Origin of the sequence: Methylocystis sp. IM3, from assembly GCF_038070105.1 — a bacterium.
Taxonomy (GTDB): Bacteria; Pseudomonadota; Alphaproteobacteria; order Rhizobiales; family Beijerinckiaceae; genus Methylocystis.
The window spans coordinates 1-26,065 of the sequence record NZ_JBBPBZ010000005.1 but is presented as its reverse complement, the minus strand read 5'-3'; the positions used below and the strand labels follow the sequence as shown (position 1 = coordinate 26,065).

Below are 26,065 nucleotides of genomic sequence, written 5' to 3'. Positions count from 1 at the left end.
GCGGTCTCAGAAGTATTATGCGCGCGTCACGGGCAGCACGAAGCTGAATATGGTTCCTCCGCTGGGACTATCTTCGGCCCAGAGCTTTCCGTTATGGTCTTCGATGATCGAACGCGAAATCGACAGGCCGACGCCGAGCCCCTGCGGTTTGGTCGTCGTAAACGGTTTGAACAATCTCGATCTGACGGCTTCCGCCAAGCCGCATCCCGTATCGACCACATCGACACGGATCATGTTTCCTTCAATAGACCGGGTCGCCACGATCATCTCGCGCTGCTGACAGCCGTGCATCGCTTCGATTGCGTTGCGCTTGAGATTGACCACAACCTGCTGGATTTGGACCTTGTTAATCACGACCAGGTCGTCTCTTGCATCGAGGCGCACCGTGGTCGCCACTCCCGCCTCTTTCGCGATGGCGTCGGTAAATTCACAGGCGGTGCGAACGACGTCGTTGAGATGTTGCGGCGTCTTGTCGATCGCGCCGTGGGTCATGAACTGGCGCACGTTGTCGACGATATCGGAGACGCGGAATACCTGCTCGGTAATCTTCGTTATTACCTCATCGCCTATGTCCGCGGGGACGTGCTGCTCCTTGAGACGTCGGCTTAGGATATTGAGATAGGCAGTGATCACCGCCAATGGCTGTTTCAGTTCATGCGCCAGTCCAACCGTCATGTGCTCCATGAGGTCGAGTCGGTCGGCATGGAGTTCTCGCAGATGCGCTTCAAATCTGCGCCGCTCGCTCAAGTCGTGGATGAAGCCGATAAAGAAGCGGCGGCCGTCGACTTGTATCTCGGCGACGCCGAGATCGATCGGAAAGAGGGAGCCGTCCTTGCGTCGTCCCTCGACCTGTCGGCCGATGCCGATGATCTTCGCCTCTCCGGTCGTGAGATAGTTCCGCAGATACGTCGCGTGCTCGCGTCGATACGGCTCCGGCATGAGCACGGCGACGCTCTGGCCAATTACCTCCTCGGGCGCACAGCCGAACAGCTTGCTTGCCGCCTGGTTGAAGGAGAGGATGCGCCCGCTCTCGTCGATCGAGACAATGCCATCCAGCGCGCCGTTGACGACAGCGGCTAAAAAGGCGGCATCCTTACTCATCGTCATTGGCGGCTCAATCTGCGCGTGCAGACCTCGAAGCCAGCGCGGCCATAGTTGTCGCGCCCAAGCTTAAGGCGATGGGAGCAGCTTCTTCCATGTCTCGGTTGCGCGCAAGCTCAAACGGGATACTGCTGAGCCGGACAGGCGCACGCGCGAAGCTTAGGACAGTCACATCGCCGGGATAGCGCCTGTTCGATCGTCACCTTAACGGCCGTTTCGCGATATGGCTTTGTGATCACGAATGCCGATTCCCTCATTGAGGTCGGCACCAAGTGCGCGCAGCCCGTGATGAAAATGACAGCGGCGACTTGTTCCTGAAGGATCTGTTCCACTGCCCGTGCGCCCGAGCTGCCGTCAGCGAGCCGCATGTCGCTCAAGACAAGACTAACGGAAGCGAGCTTCGCAAGAGCGACCGCTTCGGCGCTCGTCTTCGCCACGCCAATTACGTGAAGCCCCAGCTCTTCCACGATATACGTGAGGTCCGCTGCGATCATCGGTTCGTCCTCGATGATGAGGACATTCGCCTGAGTGCCCATATCGCCTGCCCCGGCGCACCCATCTTCAAATAGTCTTCCCAAAAAAAGCCTCCATCCATTCCAGCAGAGTACATAGCGCGTCAGCCTACTATTCTCGACGCTGCCAAGCCAAACATCGATTATGCCTGTAGCGCAGCGGCGCGCGAACATCGTTTTCTAATCTGTCATCAATCTACGAGCCGGCACTCTCTCCCCTTCCCACTCACCCACAGCGCATCGAGCGGGTTCAACCTGCGCAGCGTCTCCCCTTCGATGAACAGGAACAGTTCGCTCCCCTTTCCATGACTTCAAGGGTCGCTTCATATATCACTGCCACAACCTCGAGCATGAGGGCATGGGCATGATGCGGGAGTTTTCGGTGGAGTAAACGGGCCTCGTAAATGCAGTCTCTCCAGATCAGGAGTAGCGATGACACGCCCCCTTTCGGGCGCCCGCTCCGCCGCGGACGGCTCACCCTTCGTCCTCTACGGCATGCCGATCACCTATGTGATCGACCGGCAAGGACGCCCCGCCGGCTACATCACCGGCGAGGTCGACTGGACGTCGCAGGAGGCGCTTTCTTTGCTCGGGGCTTTTTGACCGGAGCCGGCAACTCGACCGTCGAAATCCGGATCAGATCCGCGAGCCACTCGTGGTCGTCCCATCCCTCCGGCGAGATGACGAAGCAGGGCTTCGCTCCCTTGTAGGGCGCGCCCTCGGTGACGTCGCCGATGAAGTCCCGTCCCCCAGCAGTCTGCTTCACGAAAAGCTGGTCATCCCAGACGAGGGCGACCATTTTCCCGTCGCAGTAGATCCCGTATTCCCCGAACATCTTCCGCGCGGAGACCACGCCCGCCTTCGCCATCTGCTCGACGATGTAGTCCAGGGTGCTTTGTCGAGACGACATGACGACTCCTGCCCCCGGGCCTCCATGACTTGAGCGGAAGCTTTCGTCGCGACCCAGGCACAACATGACGCTGCTTCGAGTTGCTTGCGCTTTGATCGCCCCTGGCAAAACGGGAAGAGCATTAAATCAAATGCGGTGAATCCGATCTTTGCTGCCTGCCGTTGGCCGAGAGTCATTCCCCGAAACGGTCGCCCAGCCGCGCCGCGTCCATAAGCCCCACCCCGTCGGTTCGACAGGAAAAGGCAGAAATCGATACTATACTTGTGCACGCGGAACTTCGGAGATGCCCCGCTATTCGGCTGATCCGGACGTTGTCACGACGTTGTCAAGGCGCATGAGGGTTTTGTCCCATTTGTCGATAAATCCCATAGCAAGCGCGGTCGCCACGAGCGTTGCAAGATTGCTGGGCTCATAAATTCCGGAGGTGCTGGCTAGTTGATTACAATAATCCGTATACCGTTCCGTTCGTCCGGCGACAGCAATTGCGATGTGGGCCCCGTGTCGGCAGGCGATATCGGGCCAACAGGCTTGTGGCAACAAACCCCAGGACAGCTGGTCGTGAAGATGAACAAGAGCTGCAACCGCTGCTACAGTTAATGGGTCGCGGTCCAGATCGTGGTCGTTTTGCCGGGCCAGCGCCGCTATTGCAGCCGGCAAGCGTCGACTTATCTCTTCGAACAAAGTGTCCGGCTGGCAGCCGAAGCGTTCGAGCAATCGGGCGCAGGAAGATTGACGGATTGGCGTGAGACCGTTTTGCAAAGCGAGCGTGTCTTTGACGGCGCGATGGACCGTACGGCCGATTAATTCTCCGAGCTTACTGTGATGTCCTGCTGAGGTTAGCTCGAGCGGTCCATCGGCGGGTGCCATCACGGCAATCTGATCGGTGCCAGTTCCCGTGGCGATCTGTGATGATTGCCGCGAGGGCGCCGACAACTCCTGCAACAAGGCCGTTTTGGCCTCCGTTGCGGTCATCACCGCGCGAACGAGCGCGCCATCCGACACAGGCGTGTTGATGACCAGCATAACGTTGATTGTTCCATGTTGGTCGGGCCCAATAGGGCCGAAGCGCTCGAAAACTCCGCTGAACTCATAATAGGACGACGGATCGCCAGCGCGGGCCGCATTCCCGTCGACGCCGCCGGTCGCGATCGCCGCCACGGCAAGGTCGCGAAATTGCTCTTCAGCGATGCAAAGATTATTCATATTCGCCGCGGTGCCGAGCCCTGCAGCAGTGGCGGCGGCAAGATCGTGTTCGGTCAATAGGAGGGAGTCGTATATTGCGGGGTGGCGGTGAGCCTTCATGAGTTGGTGCATCTCGTGCCCCATGGCTTCACAGCATTGATGATTGAACACGATATCGAGGTCATCGGCGAGACCTCCGTTTGAGGCGGAGGTCGAGAGCACCTTGAAGGGACGGCGAAACCGTAGGCTGACAAACTTGTCATCCCGGTGCAGCTCAACGGATTCGAAAAACGTCTTCAACAGCATCACGATCTCTTACAGCTTGTCATTGATGCACCGGTTTTCTGCAACTGCGAGGAACCGCGGTCAATTGGCGCTTCGCGCGTTTGCTCGATCGAAGGCCGCCTAGACACCGGCCTCCGAGCTTCCCCGCGGGGCGCGCGGGCGCCTTTGCCCCTGAAATAGCTCGAGATGGCCGTTTTTGTCGAAATCGAACGCCGCCTGCGTCATGCGATGCCCCGCTCGCGTTGAGGACAGGACATGGGAAGCGGCTAGCGCCGTCCTGCGACTTCACGCGTGCAGAACCCGCAAGCGGCCTCCGGGCGCCCCGCCCGTGGACGATTCTGCGTTCGCGGCAGGTCTCCTGGCTTGTGGGTCGCTGCGGGATCATCCTTCCCGGCGCTTTCGCGCCAGTGGCTTTTTGATCGCGCTCGCCGCTTACAGTTGCGGGGGCAGCCCCGGATTCGCCTTGCGGCTCACCGGATTCCCTCTTAGCTCCGGACGCGAGTCCAGAGACCGTGAACGACAATATCTAGAGGTAAATGTCGGGGGAATGTCAATACCTAGGGATGTCCGTTCTCAATTAAACGACCTTTTATACGCACGCCCGCGCCTTGATCAGCAGGATCACACCTGGTCGGGGACGAGAATGTCGCCGGGTCGAAGTGAACGCCGGCGAAGCTAACGCGCAAATTGCCGTTTCCTTGCCGCGCCGCGGTTTTGCGCGGTCGTGACGCCCAGCGCTTTCACGCCAATGTCGAGCGCGGCAAGCGCGCGGGAGTCGCGCACATAACCCTCGCGCGCGACGATCTGGCGACACGCTGTCCAGGCGGATCAATCATGAAACTTAAATGTCAGAAGCTTGTCGACGAGCGAAGCGAAGAAGTGCTGCACTAGGTTGTAGATGATCACCGGAATCATCACCGCCGGATGGTCGGATAGCGCGAGTGAAGCCAGGACAAGGCCCGCACCGTTATTGTTCATGCCGAGCCCGAACATTAATGACGCGGCGCCGGCGCGGTCGGCGCGAAAGCTCTGCGCAATCAGATAGCCGGCTGCAAACATGGCTGCGCAAAGTAAGCACACGATGGCTAGAATCGCTCCGAGGAAGTCCAGGTCGGGCTCTGAGATGAGTTTCGGCAGGCTCAACGCGGCGTTCGAGTAATTGAGCAAGATCAGTACGATCGAGTTCGTGAGCTTCAGATAGGGCGAGATCGAGGCAGCCGCCGTCTCTCCCAACAGCCGATGACCGGCAATGCCGAGCAGGGACGGGAGGATGACCCAGGCCCCAAGGAATGCGCCCGCGCCATTGCTCGCAAGTTCGTGCAAGTCCTCAGAATAGTCTCCTGCGGCCAGAAATGCGACTGAGTGGAGGACGATCGGTGTCAACACAGGGCTGAGCAGCGTGGTCAATAGGACGAGGCCAAGACTCAAGGCAAGATTGCCGTTTGCGTTCTGCGCCCAGGCTGTCGACGCCCCAGCGATCGGCATGGCGGCAATGAGCGCGAGGCCTGTTAATATTTGCTGAACCTCCTCGGAGTTGTGCCAGAATTTCATCGTGATGCTGACCGCAGTGATGAAGGCAAGGGGAGCGAACAGGTTTCCCGCAACGCCGGCGGCCAGGAGACGCGGATACCGTGCGACTGTCCCGAGATCCTTGCTCCTGGCGCCCAAGCCGGCGTTCAGCAGGAGGAACGCCAGCATCGCGGGCGGGAGTGAAAGAGCGATCCTCGATGGACCCAGCGCGATTGATCCGAATTCGGCGCTGCGAATTGAGAGGCCGAGCCCGGGAAAAAACGCCGCGGCGACGTAGGACAAGAGGATCAACCAGATGAAGTAAGAATGGATCGCGTGCTGGATCGATGTCATGCGCTTCGCGAGTAAAACTCCCGTAGCCGTCCGCAGGTTCAAGTTCAACAATCCGCTCCTCGTCTCAATAGCAATTGCGCTATGCATCTCAAAATACATGAGCAACCGCCGCGGAGCGAGAGCATAGCATTTATCTTTGGATGCGTCAGGCGGGTATTTTCTCTGCCGGAGAGTAGCCAGGCAAGCCCAGAACCCCGCCCTAACCCTTTCTGCAGGAGATCGCGTTGACAAGCCAAGATAACCCCACGCGATTGATCCGATACGAAGTAGGCGGCGAGGCATGTGAACACTTGCCGATCAGGGAGAGTAGCAAGGCTGGAGAGTTAGAGTATGGAGGGGATTTTCATGACGGGTAAGGCGGGAGAGAGGCTCCCGCGCCCGTGGTGGAGACGAACATGAATCAGGTGGAGATTTTGGGATCAGCCCGCGGTCGTGAAAGCGGCTACAAGGTGGACGCAAGCCGCGGCGAGCGTATTGGCCGCGTGTCGTCAGAGTGGTTTTCCAGGCCTTCGGATGAGCGATACCTCTCTCTATCGGATCTGTTCGCCGCCGTGCGCGGCCGGACTGAGCGCAGCCGCACAAGGACAATCGAGAGCGCCGCAATCCGAGTGGAAGCCAGCCGCGACGACTCCGAACGACTTTCACTTTCGCTGCCCGGTTCCGACAGTCCGGTCGCCATGACCCACTGGAGCTTCGGCCAGCTCGCGAGCCTCATCGGCGCCCCGGCGGCTTACCTTCGACAGCTCCCCGCGCCGCTCGCCGGAATCAATCTCCAATATGGCCTCACCACACACCACGCCGAGCAGATCAAGACGCTCGAGATCGAAAGCGGTCGCGTCGAGCTGCGCGCGGTGACCGGTCCAGACTATGGGCGGATTTACGACCATGAGCTCGTCTCCGCCGTGCAGCGCATCGCCGGCGACGGCGTCGGCGACACGCGCTGGAAAGTGCCGGGCGTGCTCGACTGGTCGACCAGAATCTACAATCCGAATGCGGATGTCACCGAGGAGACGACGACGCTCTACGCCTCGGACCGCGATGTCTTTCTCTTTCTCGTCGACGATCTCAATCCGATCGAGGCCGGCCGTCTTCCCGACGGCTCGCCTGATCTGTTTTTTCGCGGCTTCTACTGTTGGAATTCAGAGGTGGGCGCGAAGACGCTCGGCATCGCCAGCTTTTATCTGCGCGCCGTGTGTCAAAACCGCAATCTCTGGGGCGTCGAGGACTTCGAGGAAACCACCATCCGCCACTCCAAATACGCAGCCGCACGCTTTGCGCATGAGGCGACGCCGGCGTTGGCGCGTTTCGCCGATTCTTCGCCCCTACCCTTCGTCAACGGAGTGAAGGCGGCGCGGCAACGGATCGTGGCCCGCAACGACGACGACCGCACGGAATTCTTGCGCAAGCGCGGGTTCTCGAAAGCGGAGACGACAAAAATCATCCAGACCGTCCTAACCGAGGAAGGCCGCAAGCCGGAAAGCGTCTTCGATTTCGTGCAGGGCATCACGGCTGTGGCGCGCGGAAAAAGCCACCAGGACGCGCGGCTGGATTTCGAGGGGCGCGCCAAGAAGCTCTTCGATCGCGCCCAGTGATATTTGCTGTTGCGGCAGAGCACGCAGCCTGCAGCTGTCTCGGCGGCTCCTTGTCCGATTGAGTTTTTGCGGCGTCGTCCTCAAAGTTAGAGGGCGGCGCTGCGCTTCGTGACGGGGTGGAGCTCGAGAAGGAGGTTCTCGGGCGCCCGTCGCGGAGTTAAAGACTATGACCAAGTCGGTGCAGAAAATTCAGTTGAGCGCCTCGCGGGATATTCCGTTCAGCAAGCTCGTGCTATCCCAGTCTAATGTGCGACGGATCAAGGCGGGCGTCTCGATCGAAGAACTCGCGGAAGACATCGCCCGCCGCACACTGCTGCAGAGCATCACCGTGCGGCCGGTGGTCGATGATCAAGGCGCCGAGACCGGCATGTTCGAAATCCCCGCGGGCGGGCGCCGCTACCGCGCGCTCGAGCTTCTGGTGAAGCAGAAGCGTCTCGCCCGCAACGCCCTGATCCCTTGCGTCGTGCGAACAGACGGAATCGCCGAGGAAGACAGTCTTGCCGAAAACGTCCAGCGCGCGCCGCTGCATCCGCTCGATCAGTTCCGCGCGTTCCTGACCCTGCGCGAGAAAGGGAGTAGCGAGGAGGAGATCGCTGCCGCCTTCTTCGTCAGCGTCGCCGTCGTCAAGCAGCGGCTGAGGCTAGCTTCCGTGTCGCCCAAGCTCCTCGATGTCTATGCCGACGACGGCATGACCCTCGACCAGCTGATGGTCTTCACGGTCAATCCCGACCATGAGCGCCAGGAGCAGGTCTGGGAGGCGATCCAGCGCTCCTACAACAAGGAAGCCTATCAGATCCGCCGGCTTCTCACCGAGGACACTGTGCGGGCGTCGGATAAGCGGGGACTGTATGCGGCCGAGGACTACAAGGCCGCTGGCGGTCCCATCATGCGCGACCTCTTCCAAAGCGACGACGGCGGTTGGCTCCAGGACGTTCCGCTGCTGGAACGGCTCGTCGCCGAGAAACTGGCGCGCGACGCCGAGCCCCTTCGGGCGGAGGGCTGGAAATGGGTCGAGACGGCGATCGACTTCCCTTACGGCCACACCTATGGGCTTCGCCATCTTCAAGGCGAACGCCAGCCTTTGACCGAGGAGGAAGCGGCGGCCCGCGAGGCGCTTCGGAACGAAGCCGAACACCTGGAGGCGACCTATTCGGAGTCGGAAGAAATCCCGGAGGACGTCGACGCGCGTCTCGCCGGGATTGAGGCGGCCCTCGAAGCGTTCGAGGATCGCCCGGTTCTCTATGCCCCTGAGGAGATCGCCCGCGCTGGCGTTTTTGTCAGCATCGACGGCGAGGGGCGTCTTCGGGTCGAGCGGGGCTACGTGCGGCCGGAGGACGAGGCGCCAATCGAAGAGCCGGAGACGCCTGAGGTCGTGACCGAGGCGGGGGAAGCCTATGCGATGCGTTCGTCGCTGGCCTCCTCATTCGCACCCGACAATGGCGAAACCGGGCAATCCGGAGTCGTTGCGGACGAGGAGGATGAGGGGTTGAGGCCCCTGCCCGACAAATTGCTCACTGAGTTGACCGCCTATCGCACCCTGGCGCTGCGCGAGGCGGTGGGCAGAGATCCGACGATCGCGTTTCTTGCCGCCCTCCACGCCATTTGCCTGCGGCTATTCTATCGCTATGCCGTGGACACCTGTCTCGAGATCGACGCCAAGAACGTCTCCTTCGGCGCCCAGGCGCCGGGGCTCTCCGACACGCCGCTCGCCGATAAGGTCGACGTCCGCCATCTCGACTGGTCCCGGCAGTTGCCGGCGGAGCCGCAGGACCTGTGGGACGTCTTGGCGACCTTCGACGTTGATACGCGCCAGCGTCTGTTCGCGCATTGCGTCTCGTTGACCCTAAACGCCGTGCACGAGCCCTGGAGCCGCCGCCCGCGGGCGATCGCCCATGCCGACCGTCTCGCCTCGACGCTCTCTCTCGACGTCGTCGCGACGAGCTGGACGCCCACGGTCGACAATTTCCTCGGCCGCGTCACCAAGGCGCGCATCATTCAGGCAGTGCGCGAGGCGAAAGGCGCCGATGTCGCCCGAGGGATCGAGACGCTCAAGAAGGGCGAAATGGCGCGCGAGGCGGAAACGCTTCTGACTGGCGCGGGCTGGCTGCCCGAGCCGCTGCGGACCCCGGGCCATGGGTCGCAGGCCGCATTGGAAGGGAGTTCTCTTTCGGCGCCGGAGGAAGCGGCCGCAGTCGAAGAAGGCGCGGCGGCGGAAGGTGACCCCGCCTTCGACGAAATTGTCTCGTCTGATGAGGATGCCGAGCCGGCGCCGGTCGACGACGCTCAAAGCATCGCCGCCGAGTAGACCTCCAAAAGGTCAACTGCGCATGGGCTCGCCAGAAATGGCGGGCCCTTTTTTTGTTGGAGGCGATTCCATGTCGGGTTCAGTTGCGTCGGATTTGTCGCGCCGCCTTGCGCAGGATGCCGAGGCGGTCTGCCGATACTATTTGTCGAACGGCCGTCGCCATGGCCGTTATTGGATTGTTGGCGACGCCCGCAATACGCCGGGCCGCAGCCTGTTCGTCCGGTTGATGGGTCCGGAGAGCGGCAAGGGCGCCGCCGGGCATTGGACCGATGCGGCCTCGGGCGAATATGGCGACCTCCTTGACGTCATCCGCGAAAGCGTCGGGTTGACTGATTTCTCCGACGTTCTCGACGAAGCGCGGCGATTCCTCAGCCTGCCACGCGCTGATCCACGGCCGAAGCAGAGGCTCGATCGCAGAGAGCGGCCGACAGGCTCTCCGGATTCGGCGCGCCGCCTGTTTGCCATGTCACGGCCGATCGGAGGCACATTGGCGGAGCGCTATTTGCATCATCGGGGGATCGCAACGCCACGGAATCTCGAAAGCCTCCGTTTTCATCCACGCTGCTACTACCGATCCGGGGACGGGTCGGCCCCTGAAACCTGGCCCGCGATGATTGCGGCGGTCACCGACCTCGAGGGCAAGATCACCGGCGTGCATCGCACATGGCTCGACAGGTCGGGGCGCGGCAAGGCGCCGGTCGGCTCCCCACGACGCGCCATGGGGGAACTCCTCGGCAATGGCGTCCGTTTTGGCGCGCCGCTCGACGTTATGGCGGCTGGCGAAGGGATCGAAACCGTGCTCTCGGTTCGATGTCTTCTTCCGGGCATGCCGATGATCGCGGCGCTCTCTTCCGCGCATCTCGCGGCGATCCTGTTCCCCACGGGACTGCGACGCCTCTATGTCCTGCGCGACAACGACCCCGCCGGCGAAAGGGCTTCGGCGAGCCTTATCGACCGCGCGACCGCCGAGGGGATCGAGGCGATCACCCTCACACCCGAACAGGGCGATTTGAACGACGATTTGCGCCGCGCTGGCGAACAAGGGCTGCACGCGGCGCTCAGAGGCCAACTCGCGCCTCAGGACGTTGACAGGTTCATGAGGCTGTCGCCGTGACCGGGTCTTGCGCATGAGCAGGCGCCCAAGACCCGGCCCTCGCGCGACTGTGTCAATCGTCTTTTTTCCTTATCGGAGCCTGCCGCGTCCCGGCCTTCTGAGAGGGCGACCCTTGCGTCGGGCGCGCCGGCTTGGGCAATGGCTGCGGCCGGCTATTTTCCGTCGCGCCCTGCGGGCGCTTTACAGCGCGAGCCAAAATAGCCGGCGCTTCGCCATCCTTCGCTACGCTGCGGCCGGTCGCTGCGCGCCCCGGTGCCAGCCGGTCCCGCCCGCCGCCTTTTGTCGCCACGAAGGCCGCGAGGGTCGCGGCCGATCCGACGAAGGAGAGCGACAATGACGACAAATCACGACAACCAAGGCATCGGGACAAAGCCCGTCGCTTCCTCAACCGAGCGCGTTCTCGCCGAACTTCAACTCTATGGCTATCGGCCCTTCCACGACGAGCCTGACCCCCGGCCGCTGCCCGACGCCTCCGCGATCACCGGCGCCGTCTCCGACATCTTCGACGCCCTCCTCGCGACGTTGACTGACACGCGCCTCGAGCCCGATCTCGAGGAACTGCTCTGGTCGACGGTCAACCTCTTCCACCGGGCGGTCCTTCGCGTCGAGCGCGACCTCGACGACAATGAGCAGGCGCAGCGGCGCAGCCAAAAGGAACAGGACGGCTCGGAAATCCGCTCGGTAGAGCTGGAGCGCCTGATCTGCGAAGGGCAAACGCTGCTCGAACGGCGCGACAGTTTGGAGCTCTTCCGCGACCAGGCCGCCGACGCCTTCGAGTTGCACACTGGCTCATCCTGGCGCCCCCGCACCGGCTCGAAGGTCACCCATCGCTCCTTGACGGCCGCCATGATCGACAGCCGCGATTTTCTCGCCGCCAAGCGCCGCGTCGACTCCGAGCCTCTCCTTCCGGCCGGGCCGCGGATCGCCTTCACCGGAGGGCTCGACTTCAACGACCATCGCGCGATCTGGGATCGCCTGGACAAGGCGCGCGCGAAACATCCCGACATGGTGCTGTTGCACGGCGGTTCGCCTAAGGGAGCGGAGCTCATCGCCTCTTGTTGGGCGAATGCTCGCAAAGTCTCGCAGATCGCGTTTAAGCCGGACTGGGCCCGCTACGCCAAGGCAGCGCCCTTTAAGCGCAACGATCAGATCCTCGAAACGCTCCCCATCGGCGTCATCGTCTTTCCCGGTTCGGGCGTCTCCGCCAATCTTGCCGACAAGGCGCGTAAACTCGGCATCCCGGTGTGGAAGTTCGAGGATGGCGTCGCATGAGCGCCGCCTTCATCTCTATTTCTATCGGCACTTCCTCCTTTCCTTGAAGCGGCTGATCGTTTCCTTGCGCCGTTATAAAAACACAGCAGAATGCGTTCCTTTGGACGCCTCTCCCTCCAACGCAGGAATTGTTTCGTCTTCGCTGCGGCTGCATCAGGCATCAGATTTTTGACGGGCGTCAAAACATCTCTGCTGCGTCGTTATGCGAAATTGCCAGAGCGCCGGCCGTCCCATATTCCTCGCGAATGATTAGAAAGCCCGTTTCAGATGCGCTGATCTTTTCGATGCTAATGACTCGCGTCGGGCGTAGCAGTTTTTTTGACGCCGGCGCCGCTGGCAAAGGACCTCTCAGATTTTCGTCGAAAGGACCACACCGCACGCTCCCATCAGGCGCGGTTGCCTTGCGGGCAAGGCCGATCGGCGCCTGCCATGCCCAGCGTGCCTCCGCGTGCTCTATCGCCCCATGGATCTCCGCCAGAGGTTGAGTGTGCCATGGCCTCGGCAAGTGCGTTGTTGCAAAGCAAAGTTAGCTATCCAAAAAGCCTTCCGCGGCGAATGGCGTAGGCCGCCGAACCAGCGTGGGGTTCCGCAACCGGGCTGGCGCGCCCGCGCGCGAGTTCAATGCGGATGCGATGCGCCGGAACATGCAGCTCCGATCGTCCGGCGTTCCCCGCAGCTTTGGATATCCGTTGATGCGCCAAACTCTCATACCTGTTCGCTGTCCCTGCCCAGGACGACCAAAGCGGCCTCTCTCCTGGCTTCATCTGGCCGAAGGCCGGCTCCGCCTCGATCGCCTGAGACGCAACTGCGTAGAAGCGACTTTCCTCCCCTGACGCCTGCGGCGCCATTCCTCGCGAGACAAGAAAGCCGATTCCCCGCCGTCCTCCGCTTTGCTGCGGCCCTTCGGGTGCGTCGGCGGTCGCCTTCGTCTGCGAAGCGCCATCGAGGCCGCGATGGTCGTGGGCTCGAGACAACTGATCAACAGGAGATCATCATGGCGAACATCGGTTCCTTCAAAAAGTCCGGCAACGAGTTCCAGGGCGAAATCGTCACCCTCAGCGTGCAAGCCCGCGGCGTCCGCATCCTCCCGGAAACGGGCCGCGCCAACGAGAACGCCCCAAGCCACCGTGTATTCGTCGGGCGCGCCGAAATCGGCGCCGCGTGGCCGAAGCGCTCGGCTGAGGGCCGCGATTATCTCTCGCTCAAACTCGACGATCCGAGCTTCACCGCCCCGATCTACGCCAATCTCTTCGACGACGAGGATGGCGACGGCTACAGCCTGATCTGGTCGCGTGGCAGAAAGGCGAGCGGCGAATGATCACGCCGGCCTCCGCCCGCGGCAGCGGGCGGAGGCGCCTTCGCGAGATCGCCGCCACGAAGCTTACTTGGTTCGAGGCTTCGGCGGGCGCACAAACTCAGCTCACGACAGCCAGTAGCTTATCCAGACCAAGAATCTCAGTCGTCGACCGACTCGTTTTAGTGTGCACACGGACGATTGCGTCGGCTCCGACGACTGCGCTGACAATGCAGAGCGTCCTGGGCACGGACGTCATGAGGCCCGGCGTCGAAGCGCGTGACCTGATACCCAGCCGGCCATGCGGATCCACGAATCACTGTAGTTTGGATCATGCCCTCGCCCGTAGCTGCAGAAGCCTCCAATTGGCGACTGCCACGCACGCGCCGGTCGCGATCGACCCGTGGTTTGAACCACGTTGGAAGGAGAGCAAAATGGGCTAGCTACGCGACCAATCTTTTTGTTGTTCCCGATTCCTCTCAAAAAATAGAGGTCAATCCCAACCACGACGTCCCGTGTGAACGAGGATTTATCGGCAAGACCTCACGCCCTGTCTATTGTGACAGGACGACTCCAATCACGAGTCACGTCATTACCCCGGCCGAGGATCGTGGTTCAAACCACCGTTTCGATGATCGCCCAGAGCGGCGTTCCACTCAGGGCGACCAGCCGCATGAAGACAATCGTGATCAACAACCAAAAGGGCGGCGTCGGCAAGACGACACTTGCAGTGCATCTCGCCTGGTATCTAGCGGAAAACGGTCGTCGGGTGGTGATCGTCGATCTCGACGCACAAGGGAACGCGACCGACACGCTCGCGCGCCATGCAGGCAATGCCTCGGCGGCAGAGTTGTTCAGGCCCTCGGCGCGGATCGGCGCCAGCGCCGGCCTGACGCTTGCGCCAGCAGACACCTCATTGACCGATGTCGATCGCGGCGACGCCTCCACGATACTGACTCTGAGACAGAACCTCTTAGCGGCGGGCGAACATTTTGACGCATGCGTCATCGACACGCCGCCGTCTCTCGGGCTGCGCAGCGTCGCCGCGCTTGTCGCCGCCACGCATGTTGTCTCCCCAATTTATCTCGAGGATTACTCGGTCAAAGGCGTGAAGGGATTGCTGCAAACCTTCCTTGGAGTCCAACAGCGATACGGGCGATCCGACGCAACGTTTCTCGGCCTTCTTCCGTCACTCTTTAACACCAAGTCGCCGCGGCAGCGCGCGCACCTCGAACAGCTCCTGCGCGATGCCGGCAAATACGTGTTTCCCGGCCACATCGTGGCGCGCGACGGCTATGCGGAGGCGGTCGCCGAGCGGGCGCCGGTGTGGGCGCTAAAGCGGCGCTCGGCCCAGGAGGCTGGCCGGGAAATTCGGGCGGTGTTGGCCAACATCGCCGAGCGTCTGGGTTGAGGTCCGAATAGATGGCTCTCGATCTCAGTTTCAAGGATCTCGTCGACGCGGCCGCTGAGGGCGCCGGCATGGCCGGCCGCCCTCTCCTCCTTCCGATCTCCCAGATCGAGGAAGACAGTGGGCAGCCAAGGCGCACCTTCGACCAAGATGAGCTTGCCCAACTCGCGGACTCGATCCGGCGCGTGGGCATCTTGCAGCCCATTGTGGTCCGGCCCGGCGAGATTTCGGGGCGTTACCTGATCATCATGGGCGCGCGCCGATACCGCGCAGCGCGGCTCGCCGGCCTCGACGCCGTTCCCGCGATCGTCCAAGAGGGAAGCGCGTCCGATCGCTACGCGCAGGTTATCGAAAACATCCAGCGTGATGACCTTGCGGCCGCCGAGATCGCCGCCTTCATCCTGGAGCAACTCAACGCGGGAGAGAAACAGGCTGACATTGCGCGCAAACTCGGCAAGCCTCGGGATTGGGTGTCACGTTTTGCCGTCCTTCCGAAAATGCCGGGCTTCCTGCAAGAGAAGCTCCACACCTCCTCGATCCGCGCTGTCTACGAGCTTTACCAGGCCTGGCGCGTCCGGCCGGACGCCGTCGAGCGCTTGTGCTTAGCGCAGGATGGCTTCACTGACGCGCAAGCACGCGGCGTCGCGCGCGAGATGCGTGACCCGGCATTTGCGCCTGCTATGGAATCGTCAGTGCAACCTGAATGCGCCGATGCGATCCTCAAGAACGCTCCCGTGAACGATGCGCCGGCGGCACAGGACGCTCGGGGCTCGAGCTCATCACGTACGCGCAGCCCGAGCGACGCCCGCCGGGGCAAATCCCCCGTTTCGATCCTGGTGCAGCATGACGGTCGCGGAGGTCGCTTGCTCACCGATCGGCCAGCGAACAAAGGCAGCCGTTTTGCGGCCGTGCGCTTTTTTGAAACTGGCGAGACCGAAGAGGTTCCAGTCTCCGAGCTACGCATCGAGGAGATCGCGTCATGTTGAGGATCAGTTTGACGTCGCCACCAGGCGCACTTTTCTCTAAACATTGCTCCTATCGACCGCTGACCGAAAAGAGATCGCTTCAAGTTGTTCTAGTGCAGGATAGGCTTTGCGCCAGCGATGTAATACATCCGGGTTCGGGAGGCGGCCGTTGGCCTTGATCTCGCTCCGCATCCCCGACGACGTAGCGGCGCGGTTGGCGGCTCTTGCCGCGACAGAGGGCGGCAAATCGGCGCTCTTGCGCCGCCTCATCACTGAGGCGCTCGACGTGCGCACGGCAGGCGCCGCTCCCTTGCCCATTGGCAGGCCCGAAAAGGTCACTTTGCGATTCCGAGAGAGCGAAATGCGGCGGCTTGCCGAAGTGGCGCATCAACGCGGTATGACGCGGACAGGCTGGATCGTGGCCCTCGTTCGCGCGCAATTGGGTTCGTCTGTGCAGCTTTCGCCCGACGAACGTGACGCGCTGCGCGCTGTTGCTCGCGAACTCAATAGGCTCGGGGCGAACATCGACCAGATTGCGCGTGCGGCGAATGCTCGGAACGCGCGATACGAGGAGTTCCCACCGAGCTTATCCGAAATTCGCGAAGTGTCCCTTCTCGTCGAACGCACTCTCAACGAGCTGCGGCGCGCGTTCAACGATAATGCCTCATATTGGAAGGGGGGCCGATGAGCCGGCGTCGGCCTCCGCAGGAGCCGGGCGCGGTCCCCGAGCCGCCTCTGATCTCTTACGTCTGGCAGGCGCCCATCCGGCGGCCGCGGCCTGCAGAGTGGGACCTCCCCGATGGCGCCGCGCCGGGTCGGCTGACGCCGCCGATGCGCGCCAAATTAGAGCGCATCGTTCGGCGCGTCCCGGAGGTTATGGTCAAGATCACCGGCCGCACGAAGAGCGTGGAGCACCTCAAGTCGCATCTCGAATATGTTACCCGCAACGGCGAACTCGCCGGTGAAACGGAGCAGGGCGCGCTATTGGCGGGGCGAGTCGGCTTGAAGGACTTGCAAAGCCGGTGGACGGACGACGCCGTTCTGGACGACAGACGTCGCCGCGACGGATCACTTTCGATTAACATCATTCTCTCGATGCCGCCTGGGACCGACCCTATCGGTGTGAAAGATGCGGCCCGGGCGTTCGCCGTCGACACTTTCGGCGGCAACCATGATTTCGTATTCGTGCAACATCTTGAGGACAAACATCCTCATGTTCATTTGAGCGTTCGATCCCTCGGCTACAACGGCAAGCGGCTCAATCCCCGGAAAGCCGATCTTCAAGTCTGGCGAGAGCGATTTGCCGAGGAGCTCCGGCTCCGCGGAATTGCGGCAGAGGCGACGGCCCGGCGCACGCGCGGCCGGGTGCGCAAAGCAGACCGCGGGACGGTGCTCGCTCTCCGCAAGCGCGAGATCGTGCCTTATGTCGATCGGCGTGCGCGGGAAGAGGTTATTCGCAATGCCCGAGACGGCATTGGTCAGGACCATCGCTGGGAGCAGCAAATACGTTCGCGGCAGGCGACGATCCGCCAATGTTACCTCGATCACGCCTCGGAACTCGAACGCTCAGGGCAAGTTTCCGATCTCGCCTTCGCGGAGCAGATCCGTGAGTTCGTGAAAGACATGCCGACGATTGAGACAAGACGGCACGGGCTAGAAAAGGAATTGGCTGAGTTCGCTGAGAGCCGTCGGAAGGATCGGCCGCATGTCATTGGGTCTACCCGAGGCCCGGACGCCGAAAAGGATGAAAAGGTGCGCTGAGTGAAGCGCCGGGATTGGCCTCTGCTAGCTGGCGATGAAACATTCGCCGTGCGCTTTGTCGTGCAGCGAGCTGAGTTCAGCCTGTGGGTTAGGAGTCGCCACCGAACCAATCTTCGGATGCAGGTCGACGCGCGTCATGGCCGACGCGTGAAAAGCCCGGACCGGGAGGAGGCGCGAGGTCCGGGCTGGAGGTTGCGCCGCAGAGGGAGGCGAATGCGGCTGCTGTCAGCAAGTGGACGCCCGGGTCGTTAACAAAGAGTTAATGCGAACCTATCGCTGCGACGTGATATACAGATGACCAAACAGCGGATGGTTTCGACCTGACGCAGGAGACGCCCGCGACCGTGGATGTATCGGCGCGGATTGCTTTTTCGCGGTTAAGATCACTCCAGCGCGGTTGTAACGGGCGCTTGGGGGAATCCATATCTCATGTGTGGGGGGTCAAAGGAGAGAAACTATGTTTCGTAAAATCGCAATCACAGCCGCAATCGTAACGGCGGTTGCCCTGCCTGCAACAGAAGCCATGGCTTGGTATCGCGGGGGCGGCTATGGGCATCGCGGCGGCTATGGGCATCGCGGCGGTTATGGGTATCGCGGTGGCTACGCGTATCGCGGCGGTTACGGGTATCGCGGCGGGTATTATCGATCCGGCTACGGTGTCGGCGCGGCAGCGGCGGGCGCAGCATTGGGATTAGGAGCGGCAGCAGCGGGTGCGGCTGCAGCCGGGGCCTATGGCGGCAATTCATGCTACGTCTGGAACGGCTACAATTGGGTTTGGACGTGTTGACCTAGAAGTTCGAGAAATTTGCCCGAGCCAACAGCGGGCGATCTTACAAGAAGCGCCCCTGACCGCGGATGAACCGGCAGGGGCGTTTTTATTTGAGGGCGTTGGGTTGGAGATCGGCTACCGGAGATGATCGACGAACGTCCAGGTAACCACAAAGACAAGAATGACCAACCCTACCGCAATCGAGGTAGTGAGACGCGCTCTGCAAAATATTTGGTTGCGCATTGCGATAGCCGAAAGAAAGGCACGACCTGGGCTACCGGACTGGAAAAGGGGATCCCTGGGAAAGGTTACCCAGAACGAGATTTCGGGCGGCGCTGCGGCTTCGTCCTGCGGATGCTCGGACCCATCCCCCTCCTGCAATGGGCGCCAGGACAGCCGATCCTGACCGGCTATCCGGCGGTGGGGCTTCTGATGGGCGAATTGCTCCGGGGCTTGAAACCCGCGATAGAAACGCTCCGGGTGATACTCGCAGCGCGTCGAGACTTGCGGCGAGCGACGCCTCGGCCGCTTCGTAGCGCGACGCAGGGTCGACGATGGCGTCGCCAAGGGCTTCTTCGAAGACCGTACACGACCGTCCCGAGACGCCTTTCTTGGCGTCGGGGTCAATCCCGTTAACTCTTCGTTAACCGCAGGAAAGCAACTTTAGAGTCAGTCCTATCTGAAACGCGAAGGTGTAATCGCATGAATCCGAACCTCTCCAATTTCCTGCGGAAATTTGAGGAACATGTGGGATTGCGCCTGCAGTCAATAAGAGACCTGATTTCTTTAGAACAAAAGAAACCGCTCTCTGCAGCGATATTTGGTCAGACGGGATGCGGCAAATCTTCACTGACGAATGCTATCTTCGGGACACATTTCGACGTCGACGATGTGAAGCCCTGCACAAAGTTGCCGCAAGCGCATCACGGTCACGATTCAAAGGGGCATCGCATCACTTTTTGGGACCTACCTGGCATAGGCGAATCCGCGGAAGCGGACTCGCAGTATCTCGATATGTATGCCGATTACGCCGCGAAATGCGACGTAGTTTTGTGGGCATTTCAGGCAGATACTCGCACGATGACTTGCGACTCCTCCGCGCTGAACGCCATAGTGGAAAAACTCGGGCCTGATAAGAAATCCGCCTTTTTAAATCGCTTGTCTGTAGTGGTGACAAAGGCTGACGTGATCTCACCAACGCCTTGGATTTTTGCAAAAAACAGAGGTAACGCAACTGTCGCCGCAAGTAGAGAAACCGAGGAAATGCTCGATAAAAAGGCCACTTACTTCTACGACGGCTTACTTGGCGTTCACCAAGCGGACGTAATCCATAGAACATATGTGACTTCGGAGATCAGACACCTGACGGGCCTCTTCCCGGATTTCTGGCTCGATGATTCCGAAGCCTTCCTCTGCCACAAAGGAACATTGGACAACGCGAGCTATACGCAACTGGTGGACGCATACCCAGAGGCACGGGACGAGCTATCTCGACTTCGCGAACAGTCCAGGGCCGTATGCTGCTCGGCGAGGTATGGGTTCAACCTCAATGCGGTAAAGGCAAAAATCGCTCAGAAAACTACGGGAAAGTCGGTGTTGCGGCTCAGTCAATCTGTCTCGACTGCAAGCAGCGCCTTTTCTTGGTCCAAGGTCAAAGCCCTTGGCTTGCCAGTCTTTTTCGATCAAGAAAAGAATGAACTGATCTTTGATGTCGAAACGGTTGAGTGAGAGGCGAAGCATGGATAAACAAGAAATCATGCAGCGCGTTTCGAGTCGGATCGAACAGGATGAAGACTTTGCCATCCAGTTAAACGCGGCTATTGAAAGGGGAACATGGGAAATCGTGGCCGATCTAATCGCGAAGGTAGTAGGATTTGTTATTACTAAGACGAGCGAAAATTTGCATTCGCTGAAAGAATCGCTCCGATAAGGCAGTTACTCAGGTTGTCGTCGCAATGATGACACCCCATGGGTGCGCCAGCGTCGCGCGTCTCGACGCAGCTTTAAGCGCTCGCCCGCGGCTCGATCAGCGTCGAATCGACATCACCCAAGACCGGTTGGTTTGCCACGGGATACACAATCCGTTCCCGGGGCAGTGATGTAGCAGGCAACGAAAGGGCGTCACCTCAGTTGCGCGAGCCGCGGGAGGCCGTAGGCAAGGGGCGCAATGATCCCAGCGCCCCAGACGCCGATAACGAGGCCGAGCGCCCAACTGGCGGCCGGCAGGCGATCGAGCGCGTTGCGATTATCTGTGGCGAGGCGGGCCACGCGAATGAAGCGACGCGCGTGGGGGGCGACGAGGATGGCGATTAAGTAGAGCCCGAAATACGCCGGCGACGCCATTTCGAATCGAGCTGCCATGCGATTAGCGGCGTCGCGGTCGATGTTGTAACCGTTGGAGGCGGCGTCAGCCGGCCAGAATGGCGTCGGCGAGCTCAATGGCCCGGATCAGGGCGGCTTCAATTAGTTCCAGCGGCTTGCGCGCCGCTGCATCCGTGACCGTCCGGCACGCTTCGACGAAGCTGTCTGGAACATTATCAGGCAGCGCCTCTAGGGCGCTCACGCGGTAATCGAGTTGGTGAAACAGGGCGAATATGGGGTCTTGTGCGTAGCTCATGTGTGGACACCATAACACGCGTGCGCGTCCGACTGCACCTTTTATCTATGCGGGCCAGGGATTGATTTATATCGGCGTCATTAAGCCGCGGACGCTCGATAGGCGCTATCGCATTTATCATTTTTCCAGTCGGTCAAGTTTAAGTATTGTTGTATAATTCTCGTCAAATCCTAGCGTGTTTTGTGATCGAACCGGATAGAGCAGATGTTAACCCGTGGATTTCTCCTACTATTTGCCTGTGCCTTCATTCTGGCGAGCACACCGCAGGCGGCAGGTGAAACTAATGACAGCGCGAAGGGGAAGTCACCATCGGTCGCCACCGGTCCCCTCGCCATCATCTGCCTCCAGCGACGGCTCGATCCTACCATTTCCGCCGACCCCATCGGCCAGCATGGCGAAGCCGAGGCTTCAGGATTCGACGATGAAATGGCGGATCTAGCAGAGCCATCTGCCGAAGGATGCGCCCAACATCGTCATTATCCTTCTCGATGACGTTGGCTTCGGCCTTCCGGATACCTATGGTGGGCCGATCCACACGCCGAACCTTTGGCGTATTGCGGCGTCGGGGATCAGCTATAACGCCTTCCACACCACCTCGATCTGCTCGCCGACCCGCGCCGCCTTGCTTACGGGGCGCAATCACCAACGCGTCGGTTCGGGCATGATCGCCGAGCGGGCGATGGACTGGGACGGCTATACGGGCGTCATCCCGCGCACCTCCGCGACGCTGGCGCGGGTGCTGGGCCACCACGGCTACAAGACCGCCGCCTTCGGCAAATGGCACAATACACCAGCCACCGAGACCACGGCGATGGGTCCGTTCACGCGCTGGCCTACGGGAGAGGCGGTCGGCTTTGACTATTTCTATGGCTTCCTCGCCGGCGAGACGTCGCAGTGGGAGCCGCGACTCTTCGAAAATTTCAATCCGGTCGAACCCCCGCATATCACCTGAGCGAAGACCTCGCTGACAAGACGGTCGCCTGGATGAAGCGTCATCGGGCCTTCGCGCCGGACAAGCCGTTCTTCATCTATTGGGTGCCGGGCGCCGCGCATGGGCCGCACCACATCTTCAAGGAGTGGGCCGACCGCTACAAGGGCAAGTTCGACGACGGCTGGGACGCCTTCCGTCCCCGCATCTTCGAGCGGCAGAAGCAGTTGGGCTGGATCCCGGCCGACGCCAAACTGACGCCCCGACCCGAGACGCTCAGATCGGCGCGCGCGACAATACGATCATCTTCTATATCTGGGGCGATAATGGCTCCAGCGCAGAGGGACAAAAGGGGAGTGTCAGCGAACTCCTGGCGCAGAACAATATCTCGAACACGATCGAACAGCAGCTCGCGGCGCTAAACGAAATCGGGGGACTGGAGGCGCTGGGCGGGCCAAAGGTCGACAACATGTATCATGCAGGCTGGGCTTGGCCGGCGACACACCTTTCCGCTACACGAAGCTCGTCGCGTCGAATTTCGGCGGCACGCGCAATCCACTCGCCGTTTCCTGGCCCGCGCGTATCAAGCCGGACACGACGCCGCGGTCTCAGTTCCACCATGTCAATGACGTCGCGCCAACGATCTACGACATATTGGGGATCAAGGCCCCCAGGCAGGTCGACGGCTTCGCGCAGGATCAGTTTGACGGCGTCAGCATGTTCTACACCTTCGCCGACGCGAAGGCGCCATCGCAAAAGCACACGCAATATTTCGAGAATAACGGCAGCCGCGGCGTTTATCACGACGGCTGGTTCGCGGGGACATTCGGCCCGCGGGTTCCGTGGGACACGGCGGCGTCCGCCGCGAAACTTAAGGACTGGGATTCGGACAGGGACGTGTGGGAGCTTTACGACCTGTCCAAGGATTTCATGGAAGCCGAGAATGTCGCCGACAGGGAGCCGCGCGCCGCCTCGCTGACATGAAGCGGCTCTTTCTGGAGGAGGCGCAGAAAAACAAGGTGTTTCCCATCGGCGCGTCGCTATGGTCGCGCCTGCATCCCGAGGACCGCGTGTCGACGCCCTATACGAGCTGGCGCTTCGACGGCAACACGGTCCGCATGACCGAATTCGCCGCGCCGGGGCTCGGACGGCAATCCAACCACGTCGTGATCGATGCGGAATTCGGCCCCAAGGCGTCGGGCGTGCTCTATGCGCTCGGCGGCGCGAGCGGCGGCCTAACGCTCTACATGGACGCCGGTCATCTCGTCTACGAGTACAACATGATGGTGATCGAGCGTTACACCGGCCACATGAAGGACCAGATCCCGGTGGGCAAGCACAGGATCGAGGTGACGACGACCGTGCCGAAGCCGGGCGCGCCGGCCGCTGTCCTCGTGGCGGTGGATGGGACGCCGGTGGTCAATGTCGTCGTCGCTCGCGCCGTGCCGGGCGCCTTCACGGCAAGCGAGACGCTAGACGTCGGAGCAGATCTCGGATCGCCGGTGTCGCTCGCTTACTTTGACCGTCGCCCCTTCGTCTTCGACGGCAAGATCAACAGCATCACCGTGGATCTGAAATGAGAGACGTTTAGAAGACTGGCGCACCCGAACTCAGATTTTGCCGGTAGAGATCTGCTCTTGGCGCAAAGAAGTCGAAGGCATGCACGGAAATATAGCAAAGGTTACCCTTGGCCGTGAAAGCCCGTGTCATTGCTTTTTTCGGACCCTGCTTCCAAGGAGCTCTGTGCGCCTTTCTCCACTCCCGGGATGTAGCCAAGTTCCTCATCCAAGGCGGCTAGGGTGCGATATGCCAAATCGAGGGCAGCCGTTGCTCCGCTCAAGGCTGCTCGGATTTCATTCAGTCTGGAAATGGCTGCCTGGCCGGCAGCGGTTACTTCCGGCTTCAGACCTGAAACGTCGACTTGCGCCTTCGAGATTTCCGCACGGTGCAGCCTCTTGAAAACTTCCTCGCGCGCCGCCGTTTCTTCCTGTTCAAGTTTCTCCGCCTCAGCGAGCGCTTCGCGGTAGCATTGCAGGGCTTCGATGGCTTTCCTCTCGAGATCGGCCTTTTCGCTCATGCTCACGTCTCAGCCAGATTGAAGGATCTCATTAGATTTAGTTCGGGTTTAGGAAACTTTAACAGCCGGGACCGCCCGTCAGTCGGTCTCTGAATATCCCAAAATGGGATAATTCCAAAACCGGATTATCGCACGGGCTCACTACTCTCGAGCCCGTCTTGCATCGATGTCCAAAACGCTTCGATCGCCTCGCCAGCGCCAGCTATTGGCATTGCTAGGTCGAGGCCCGGCGCGCGACCGGGCTTACCCAAGCGCAAGTTGCTGAACGGCTCGGAAAATCGCAATCCTTCGTGGCGAAAGTCGAAGGCGGAGAGCGGCGTCTCGATGTCATTGAATTCATCGATCTCGCCTGCGCCTTGCAGGTCCCCGCAGCCCAGCTGATTGAGCGGTTGCAGCCAAAGATCGGGCCCAAGCGCGCTTCTCGGCGAAGCAAGGAATAGCGGTATTCTGAACCGTGTGTCACCTTTCCCGCTGACGCGTTCTTTCCCGGACGTCTTCGAGGGTTGGGTCGGCCTCACTTCGCTCGCTTTGATGTCGATCGTGTTTGGCCGCGGTCTCTCGGAGTACCGCTCTCTCGAATGAGCGCCCTTGTTCCAAGTGCTGAGCGACCCGCTCTCGTGCCGCCGTCAGGATTCTTTCACGCGCTTGCGGATCGTGAGGCAGGGCGCGTTCGAGAGCTTTCTCAACGATCACGAGTTGGGACTGCGCCGCGACGAGGTCGGCATCTCGCGCCGCCGCCTGCCCATCTGCGGCGCGAAATTCTTCCGCTCGCGCCCGCCATCGACCTTGCGATAGCTGGCTCCGAAAGGCGCTCGGCTGGCCATTGGCGGCGTCGATCGCTGTGACCTTGTTCAGGGCTTTATCGGCAGTCTTGCGAGAATGAAACGGATCGCCACGCTTCGCTTTGTTCGCATTCGAACGGTCCCGGGAGTCGAGGGGGCGTCGATTGGCGCCTTTCCGCGCCCCGCGACGGTGAGCCAGCGCCTGCCGGTCGAGGTCGGTCGGCTCATAGCCTTTGGCGTCCATGCCGCGGGCGCTTGCCTCCAACCAGGCTTCGCGGCGGAACTCCACCGAGCCCCGAAGGTAGACAACCTTCCAGGCACGATGTTCCGCGACCGCCAGCATGTCGTGGACGACTTGCGTTGAGGCGAGGCGCGTCGTGAGCCGGTCTTGCGTGGCCTTGAAAGCGAGATATTCGCCGCGCTCATCGGCATAGATGTGCGCTTCGAAAGGCGCCCCCTCCTTCGTCCGATCGCTCGCGACCACGTAATATTTGCGGCGCACGCCATCAGGAAAGCCGTCCTCCTGCGCCTTCGCGCCTGCGGTTCTTTGTGAAAGGGCCGCGTCGCGCGCCGCCTCTGCAATAGAATCGCGTGTCTCAACGGCCTTTCCCGCCGCGGCTCCCCCCCGGGCGTGGTCCCCGGCGTCTGCGCCCCGCTCAATGGTAAAGTCGCCTTGTGCGTCAGCCGTGTCGCTCATGTCGCTCCCCTCTCGGCGCGCGGCTTGAGCGCCGCGCGGGCTCGATCGCTTGGCTGTCGATGTAATTGAGCGTCCAGGCCTTCAATTCCTCCTCGGTGAGCCCCTCGAGATCGATGTCGACGTCGCCAAAGTCGAAAGTGGCGTCCGCGGGAATGGTCGACGGATTGGCGATCTCTTCGTCGCTCAAGGGCCGTGTCTGAAACACGGCGCGCAGCTCGGCGACCTCGGAACGAAGCTCCCTGATCTCGGCGTCGAGCACCGCCGTGGAGCGACCCTTGGGGAGTTCGAGAGCAGGAGCCGGCAGCACGCGCGCGAGGAAGGCCTTGTCGTTGTAATAGACGATTTTGTCGGCGACGATCGGCGGAACGCCGGCCATCAAGAGAATCGCCTTCGATTTCGGCAAGAGCTTTAATTCCTGGGGGAGCATCAAGGCGCGGCGCTGCTCGGAGACGGTCTCGCTGGTCGCCCGCATCGCGAGACCCCTTGGTCCGCTGCGGCTCGAGGCTTTTACCGTGTCATAGCCGATGCGCTCGGAGAGCTCGTTCGCGACGTCCTGTTCCTTCTGCGCGAACACGACCTCGACGGCGTGGTTGGTCATGATGTTCTTGGCGAGATCGGGCCCATAGATCGC

The 26,065-nt window shown here is 61.2% G+C and carries 27 protein-coding genes, 2 pseudogenes and 1 riboswitch; of the genes and pseudogenes, 19 read left to right on the top strand and 10 right to left on the bottom strand.

Going from position 1 to position 26,065, the window contains the following annotated elements:
* Positions 1 to 15 precede the first annotated feature (15 nt).
* Together WOC76_RS21955 and WOC76_RS21950 are read right to left on the bottom strand one after the other, a co-directional pair.
* Positions 16 to 1,107: a two-component system sensor histidine kinase NtrB gene (locus WOC76_RS21955; protein WP_341390207.1), complete on the bottom strand. Its 1,092-nt coding sequence runs from the start codon at positions 1,105 to 1,107 to the stop codon at positions 16 to 18.
* Between the two features lie 110 nt (positions 1,108 to 1,217).
* On the bottom strand, positions 1,218 to 1,637 hold the full coding sequence (locus WOC76_RS21950; protein ID WP_341103347.1) for a response regulator: 420 nt from the start codon (positions 1,635 to 1,637) through the stop codon (positions 1,218 to 1,220).
* A 295-nt stretch (positions 1,638 to 1,932) separates the two neighbouring features.
* Here WOC76_RS21950 and WOC76_RS21945 point away from each other — a divergent pair.
* Positions 1,933 to 2,004: pseudogene (locus WOC76_RS21945) on the top strand (multicopper oxidase domain-containing protein); the annotation flags it as partial.
* A 41-nt stretch (positions 2,005 to 2,045) separates the two neighbouring features.
* Positions 2,046 to 2,216: a hypothetical protein gene (locus WOC76_RS21940; RefSeq protein ID WP_341103344.1), complete on the top strand. Its 171-nt coding sequence runs from the start codon at positions 2,046 to 2,048 to the stop codon at positions 2,214 to 2,216.
* Here WOC76_RS21940 and WOC76_RS21935 read toward each other — a convergent pair.
* The 3 genes from WOC76_RS21935 to WOC76_RS21925 all read right to left on the bottom strand — a co-directional run bounded on the left by WOC76_RS21935 (position 2,158) and on the right by WOC76_RS21925 (position 5,952).
* Positions 2,158 to 2,523, bottom strand: coding sequence for a TfoX/Sxy family protein (locus WOC76_RS21935; RefSeq protein WP_341103341.1), 366 nt, complete (start codon positions 2,521 to 2,523; stop codon positions 2,158 to 2,160). The two genes, WOC76_RS21940 and WOC76_RS21935, sit on opposite strands and share 59 nt — an antisense overlap.
* Before the next feature lie 291 nt (positions 2,524 to 2,814).
* Positions 2,815 to 4,011, bottom strand: a complete 1,197-nt coding sequence (locus tag WOC76_RS21930; RefSeq protein WP_341103338.1) for an adenosylcobinamide amidohydrolase — start codon at positions 4,009 to 4,011, stop codon at positions 2,815 to 2,817.
* 310 nt (positions 4,012 to 4,321) lie between these two features.
* Positions 4,322 to 4,520: riboswitch (cobalamin riboswitch) on the bottom strand.
* A 298-nt stretch (positions 4,521 to 4,818) separates the two neighbouring features.
* Positions 4,819 to 5,952 carry a bile acid:sodium symporter family protein gene (locus WOC76_RS21925; protein WP_341103336.1) on the bottom strand — a complete coding sequence of 378 codons (1,134 nt, stop codon included), beginning with the start codon at positions 5,950 to 5,952 and terminating at the stop codon, positions 4,819 to 4,821.
* A 296-nt stretch (positions 5,953 to 6,248) separates the two neighbouring features.
* Here WOC76_RS21925 and WOC76_RS21920 point away from each other — a divergent pair, with 296 nt between their 5' ends.
* The 12 genes from WOC76_RS21920 to WOC76_RS21865 all read left to right on the top strand — a co-directional run bounded on the left by WOC76_RS21920 (position 6,249) and on the right by WOC76_RS21865 (position 20,263).
* Entirely contained in the window at positions 6,249 to 7,445 is a 1,197-nt protein-coding gene (locus WOC76_RS21920) for a DUF932 domain-containing protein (protein ID WP_341103335.1), read from the top strand.
* Between the two features lie 166 nt (positions 7,446 to 7,611).
* A complete protein-coding gene (locus WOC76_RS21915) occupies positions 7,612 to 9,750 on the top strand; it encodes a ParB/RepB/Spo0J family partition protein (RefSeq protein ID WP_341103332.1) in 2,139 nt (712 codons plus the stop codon).
* A gap of 70 nt (positions 9,751 to 9,820) precedes the next feature.
* Complete coding sequence (locus WOC76_RS21910; RefSeq protein ID WP_341103329.1) at positions 9,821 to 10,864, top strand: DUF7146 domain-containing protein; 1,044 nt, start codon at positions 9,821 to 9,823, stop codon at positions 10,862 to 10,864.
* A 333-nt stretch (positions 10,865 to 11,197) separates the two neighbouring features.
* A complete protein-coding gene (locus tag WOC76_RS21905; protein ID WP_341103327.1) occupies positions 11,198 to 12,136 on the top strand; it encodes a DUF2493 domain-containing protein in 939 nt (312 codons plus the stop codon).
* A 994-nt stretch (positions 12,137 to 13,130) separates the two neighbouring features.
* Positions 13,131 to 13,454 (top strand): DUF736 domain-containing protein, encoded by a 324-nt coding sequence (locus tag WOC76_RS21900; protein ID WP_341103323.1) that lies wholly within the window; start codon positions 13,131 to 13,133, stop codon positions 13,452 to 13,454.
* A gap of 493 nt (positions 13,455 to 13,947) precedes the next feature.
* Positions 13,948 to 14,841 (top strand): ParA family protein, encoded by an 894-nt coding sequence (locus WOC76_RS21895; RefSeq protein WP_341431588.1) that lies wholly within the window; start codon positions 13,948 to 13,950, stop codon positions 14,839 to 14,841.
* Between the two features lie 68 nt (positions 14,842 to 14,909).
* Positions 14,910 to 15,824 carry a ParB/RepB/Spo0J family partition protein gene (locus tag WOC76_RS21890; protein ID WP_341390302.1) on the top strand — a complete coding sequence of 305 codons (915 nt, stop codon included), beginning with the start codon at positions 14,910 to 14,912 and terminating at the stop codon, positions 15,822 to 15,824.
* 148 nt (positions 15,825 to 15,972) lie between these two features.
* Positions 15,973 to 16,491 (top strand): plasmid mobilization protein, encoded by a 519-nt coding sequence (locus tag WOC76_RS21885; RefSeq protein ID WP_341103316.1) that lies wholly within the window; start codon positions 15,973 to 15,975, stop codon positions 16,489 to 16,491.
* A 188-nt stretch (positions 16,492 to 16,679) separates the two neighbouring features.
* Entirely contained in the window at positions 16,680 to 17,564 is an 885-nt protein-coding gene (locus WOC76_RS21880; RefSeq protein WP_341431587.1) for a relaxase/mobilization nuclease domain-containing protein, read from the top strand.
* Between the two features lie 457 nt (positions 17,565 to 18,021).
* Positions 18,022 to 18,351 carry a hypothetical protein gene (locus tag WOC76_RS21875; RefSeq protein WP_341103312.1) on the top strand — a complete coding sequence of 110 codons (330 nt, stop codon included), beginning with the start codon at positions 18,022 to 18,024 and terminating at the stop codon, positions 18,349 to 18,351.
* A gap of 684 nt (positions 18,352 to 19,035) precedes the next feature.
* Positions 19,036 to 20,061: a GTPase family protein gene (locus tag WOC76_RS21870; RefSeq protein WP_341103311.1), complete on the top strand. Its 1,026-nt coding sequence runs from the start codon at positions 19,036 to 19,038 to the stop codon at positions 20,059 to 20,061.
* A gap of 10 nt (positions 20,062 to 20,071) precedes the next feature.
* Positions 20,072 to 20,263: a hypothetical protein gene (locus WOC76_RS21865; RefSeq protein WP_341103310.1), complete on the top strand. Its 192-nt coding sequence runs from the start codon at positions 20,072 to 20,074 to the stop codon at positions 20,261 to 20,263.
* A 191-nt stretch (positions 20,264 to 20,454) separates the two neighbouring features.
* Here the strand turns inward: WOC76_RS21865 and WOC76_RS21860 are convergent, their stop codons facing one another.
* Positions 20,455 to 20,676, bottom strand: coding sequence for a hypothetical protein (locus WOC76_RS21860; protein ID WP_341103307.1), 222 nt, complete (start codon positions 20,674 to 20,676; stop codon positions 20,455 to 20,457).
* 64 nt (positions 20,677 to 20,740) lie between these two features.
* The gene (locus tag WOC76_RS21855) at positions 20,741 to 20,950 is read right to left on the bottom strand and encodes a hypothetical protein (RefSeq protein WP_341103304.1); all 210 of its coding nucleotides are present in this window, start codon (positions 20,948 to 20,950) and stop codon (positions 20,741 to 20,743) included.
* Between the two features lie 448 nt (positions 20,951 to 21,398).
* Here WOC76_RS21855 and WOC76_RS21850 point away from each other — a divergent pair, with 448 nt between their 5' ends.
* From WOC76_RS21850 to WOC76_RS21835, 4 genes are all read left to right on the top strand, one after another.
* Complete coding sequence (locus WOC76_RS21850) at positions 21,399 to 21,902, top strand: sulfatase-like hydrolase/transferase (protein WP_341103607.1); 504 nt, start codon at positions 21,399 to 21,401, stop codon at positions 21,900 to 21,902.
* 32 nt (positions 21,903 to 21,934) lie between these two features.
* Complete coding sequence (locus tag WOC76_RS21845) at positions 21,935 to 22,300, top strand: hypothetical protein (RefSeq protein ID WP_341103302.1); 366 nt, start codon at positions 21,935 to 21,937, stop codon at positions 22,298 to 22,300.
* A 67-nt stretch (positions 22,301 to 22,367) separates the two neighbouring features.
* Positions 22,368 to 22,862, top strand: a complete 495-nt coding sequence (locus WOC76_RS21840; protein ID WP_341103301.1) for a hypothetical protein — start codon at positions 22,368 to 22,370, stop codon at positions 22,860 to 22,862.
* Positions 22,859 to 23,458: a hypothetical protein gene (locus WOC76_RS21835; RefSeq protein WP_341103298.1), complete on the top strand. Its 600-nt coding sequence runs from the start codon at positions 22,859 to 22,861 to the stop codon at positions 23,456 to 23,458. The genes WOC76_RS21840 and WOC76_RS21835 overlap by 4 nt, the downstream gene beginning before the upstream one ends.
* 101 nt (positions 23,459 to 23,559) lie before the next feature.
* On the opposite strand, the gene WOC76_RS21830 is transcribed toward WOC76_RS21835, so the two are convergent.
* Positions 23,560 to 23,955, bottom strand: a complete 396-nt coding sequence (locus tag WOC76_RS21830) for a hypothetical protein (RefSeq protein WP_341103296.1) — start codon at positions 23,953 to 23,955, stop codon at positions 23,560 to 23,562.
* Positions 23,956 to 24,236: 281 nt separating this feature from the next.
* Between WOC76_RS21830 and WOC76_RS21825 the strand changes: the two are divergent.
* Positions 24,237 to 24,395, top strand: a pseudogene (locus tag WOC76_RS21825) (helix-turn-helix domain-containing protein); the annotation flags it as partial.
* A 19-nt stretch (positions 24,396 to 24,414) separates the two neighbouring features.
* Here the strand turns inward: WOC76_RS21825 and WOC76_RS21820 are convergent.
* Positions 24,415 to 25,434 (bottom strand): LPD7 domain-containing protein, encoded by a 1,020-nt coding sequence (locus tag WOC76_RS21820; protein ID WP_341431586.1) that lies wholly within the window; start codon positions 25,432 to 25,434, stop codon positions 24,415 to 24,417.
* Positions 25,418 to 26,065 (bottom strand): type IV secretory system conjugative DNA transfer family protein (locus tag WOC76_RS21815; protein ID WP_341431585.1); only part of this gene is annotated, 648 nt, incomplete at its 5' end. The genes WOC76_RS21820 and WOC76_RS21815, both read right to left, overlap by 17 nt.

Bases quoted from the DNA above. Each gene is read 5' to 3' on its own strand.
- WOC76_RS21915 (WP_341103332.1), top strand. From the start codon at position 7,612: ATGACCAAGTCGGTGCAGAAAATTCAGTTGAGCGCCTCGCGGGATATT.
- WOC76_RS21925 (WP_341103336.1), bottom strand. From the start codon at position 5,952: ATGTATTTTGAGATGCATAGCGCAATTGCTATTGAGACGAGGAGCGGA.
- WOC76_RS21905 (WP_341103327.1), top strand. From the start codon at position 11,198: ATGACGACAAATCACGACAACCAAGGCATCGGGACAAAGCCCGTCGCT.
- WOC76_RS21935 (WP_341103341.1), bottom strand. From the start codon at position 2,523: ATGTCGTCTCGACAAAGCACCCTGGACTACATCGTCGAGCAGATGGCG.
- WOC76_RS21930 (WP_341103338.1), bottom strand. From the start codon at position 4,011: ATGCTGTTGAAGACGTTTTTCGAATCCGTTGAGCTGCACCGGGATGAC.
- WOC76_RS21845 (WP_341103302.1), top strand. From the start codon at position 21,935: ATGAAGCGTCATCGGGCCTTCGCGCCGGACAAGCCGTTCTTCATCTAT.
- WOC76_RS21865 (WP_341103310.1), top strand. From the start codon at position 20,072: ATGGATAAACAAGAAATCATGCAGCGCGTTTCGAGTCGGATCGAACAG.
- WOC76_RS21875 (WP_341103312.1), top strand. From the start codon at position 18,022: ATGTTTCGTAAAATCGCAATCACAGCCGCAATCGTAACGGCGGTTGCC.
- WOC76_RS21855 (WP_341103304.1), bottom strand. From the start codon at position 20,950: ATGAGCTACGCACAAGACCCCATATTCGCCCTGTTTCACCAACTCGAT.
- WOC76_RS21940 (WP_341103344.1), top strand. From the start codon at position 2,046: ATGACACGCCCCCTTTCGGGCGCCCGCTCCGCCGCGGACGGCTCACCC.
- WOC76_RS21830 (WP_341103296.1), bottom strand. From the start codon at position 23,955: ATGAGCGAAAAGGCCGATCTCGAGAGGAAAGCCATCGAAGCCCTGCAA.
- WOC76_RS21955 (WP_341390207.1), bottom strand. From the start codon at position 1,107: ATGACGATGAGTAAGGATGCCGCCTTTTTAGCCGCTGTCGTCAACGGC.
- WOC76_RS21920 (WP_341103335.1), top strand. From the start codon at position 6,249: ATGAATCAGGTGGAGATTTTGGGATCAGCCCGCGGTCGTGAAAGCGGC.
- WOC76_RS21900 (WP_341103323.1), top strand. From the start codon at position 13,131: ATGGCGAACATCGGTTCCTTCAAAAAGTCCGGCAACGAGTTCCAGGGC.
- WOC76_RS21950 (WP_341103347.1), bottom strand. From the start codon at position 1,637: ATGGGCACTCAGGCGAATGTCCTCATCATCGAGGACGAACCGATGATC.
- WOC76_RS21870 (WP_341103311.1), top strand. From the start codon at position 19,036: ATGAATCCGAACCTCTCCAATTTCCTGCGGAAATTTGAGGAACATGTG.
- WOC76_RS21880 (WP_341431587.1), top strand. From the start codon at position 16,680: ATGGTCAAGATCACCGGCCGCACGAAGAGCGTGGAGCACCTCAAGTCG.
- WOC76_RS21910 (WP_341103329.1), top strand. From the start codon at position 9,821: ATGTCGGGTTCAGTTGCGTCGGATTTGTCGCGCCGCCTTGCGCAGGAT.
- WOC76_RS21820 (WP_341431586.1), bottom strand. From the start codon at position 25,434: ATGAGCGACACGGCTGACGCACAAGGCGACTTTACCATTGAGCGGGGC.
- WOC76_RS21835 (WP_341103298.1), top strand. From the start codon at position 22,859: ATGAAGCGGCTCTTTCTGGAGGAGGCGCAGAAAAACAAGGTGTTTCCC.
- WOC76_RS21860 (WP_341103307.1), bottom strand. From the start codon at position 20,676: ATGGCGTCGCCGGCGTATTTCGGGCTCTACTTAATCGCCATCCTCGTC.
- WOC76_RS21890 (WP_341390302.1), top strand. From the start codon at position 14,910: ATGGCCGGCCGCCCTCTCCTCCTTCCGATCTCCCAGATCGAGGAAGAC.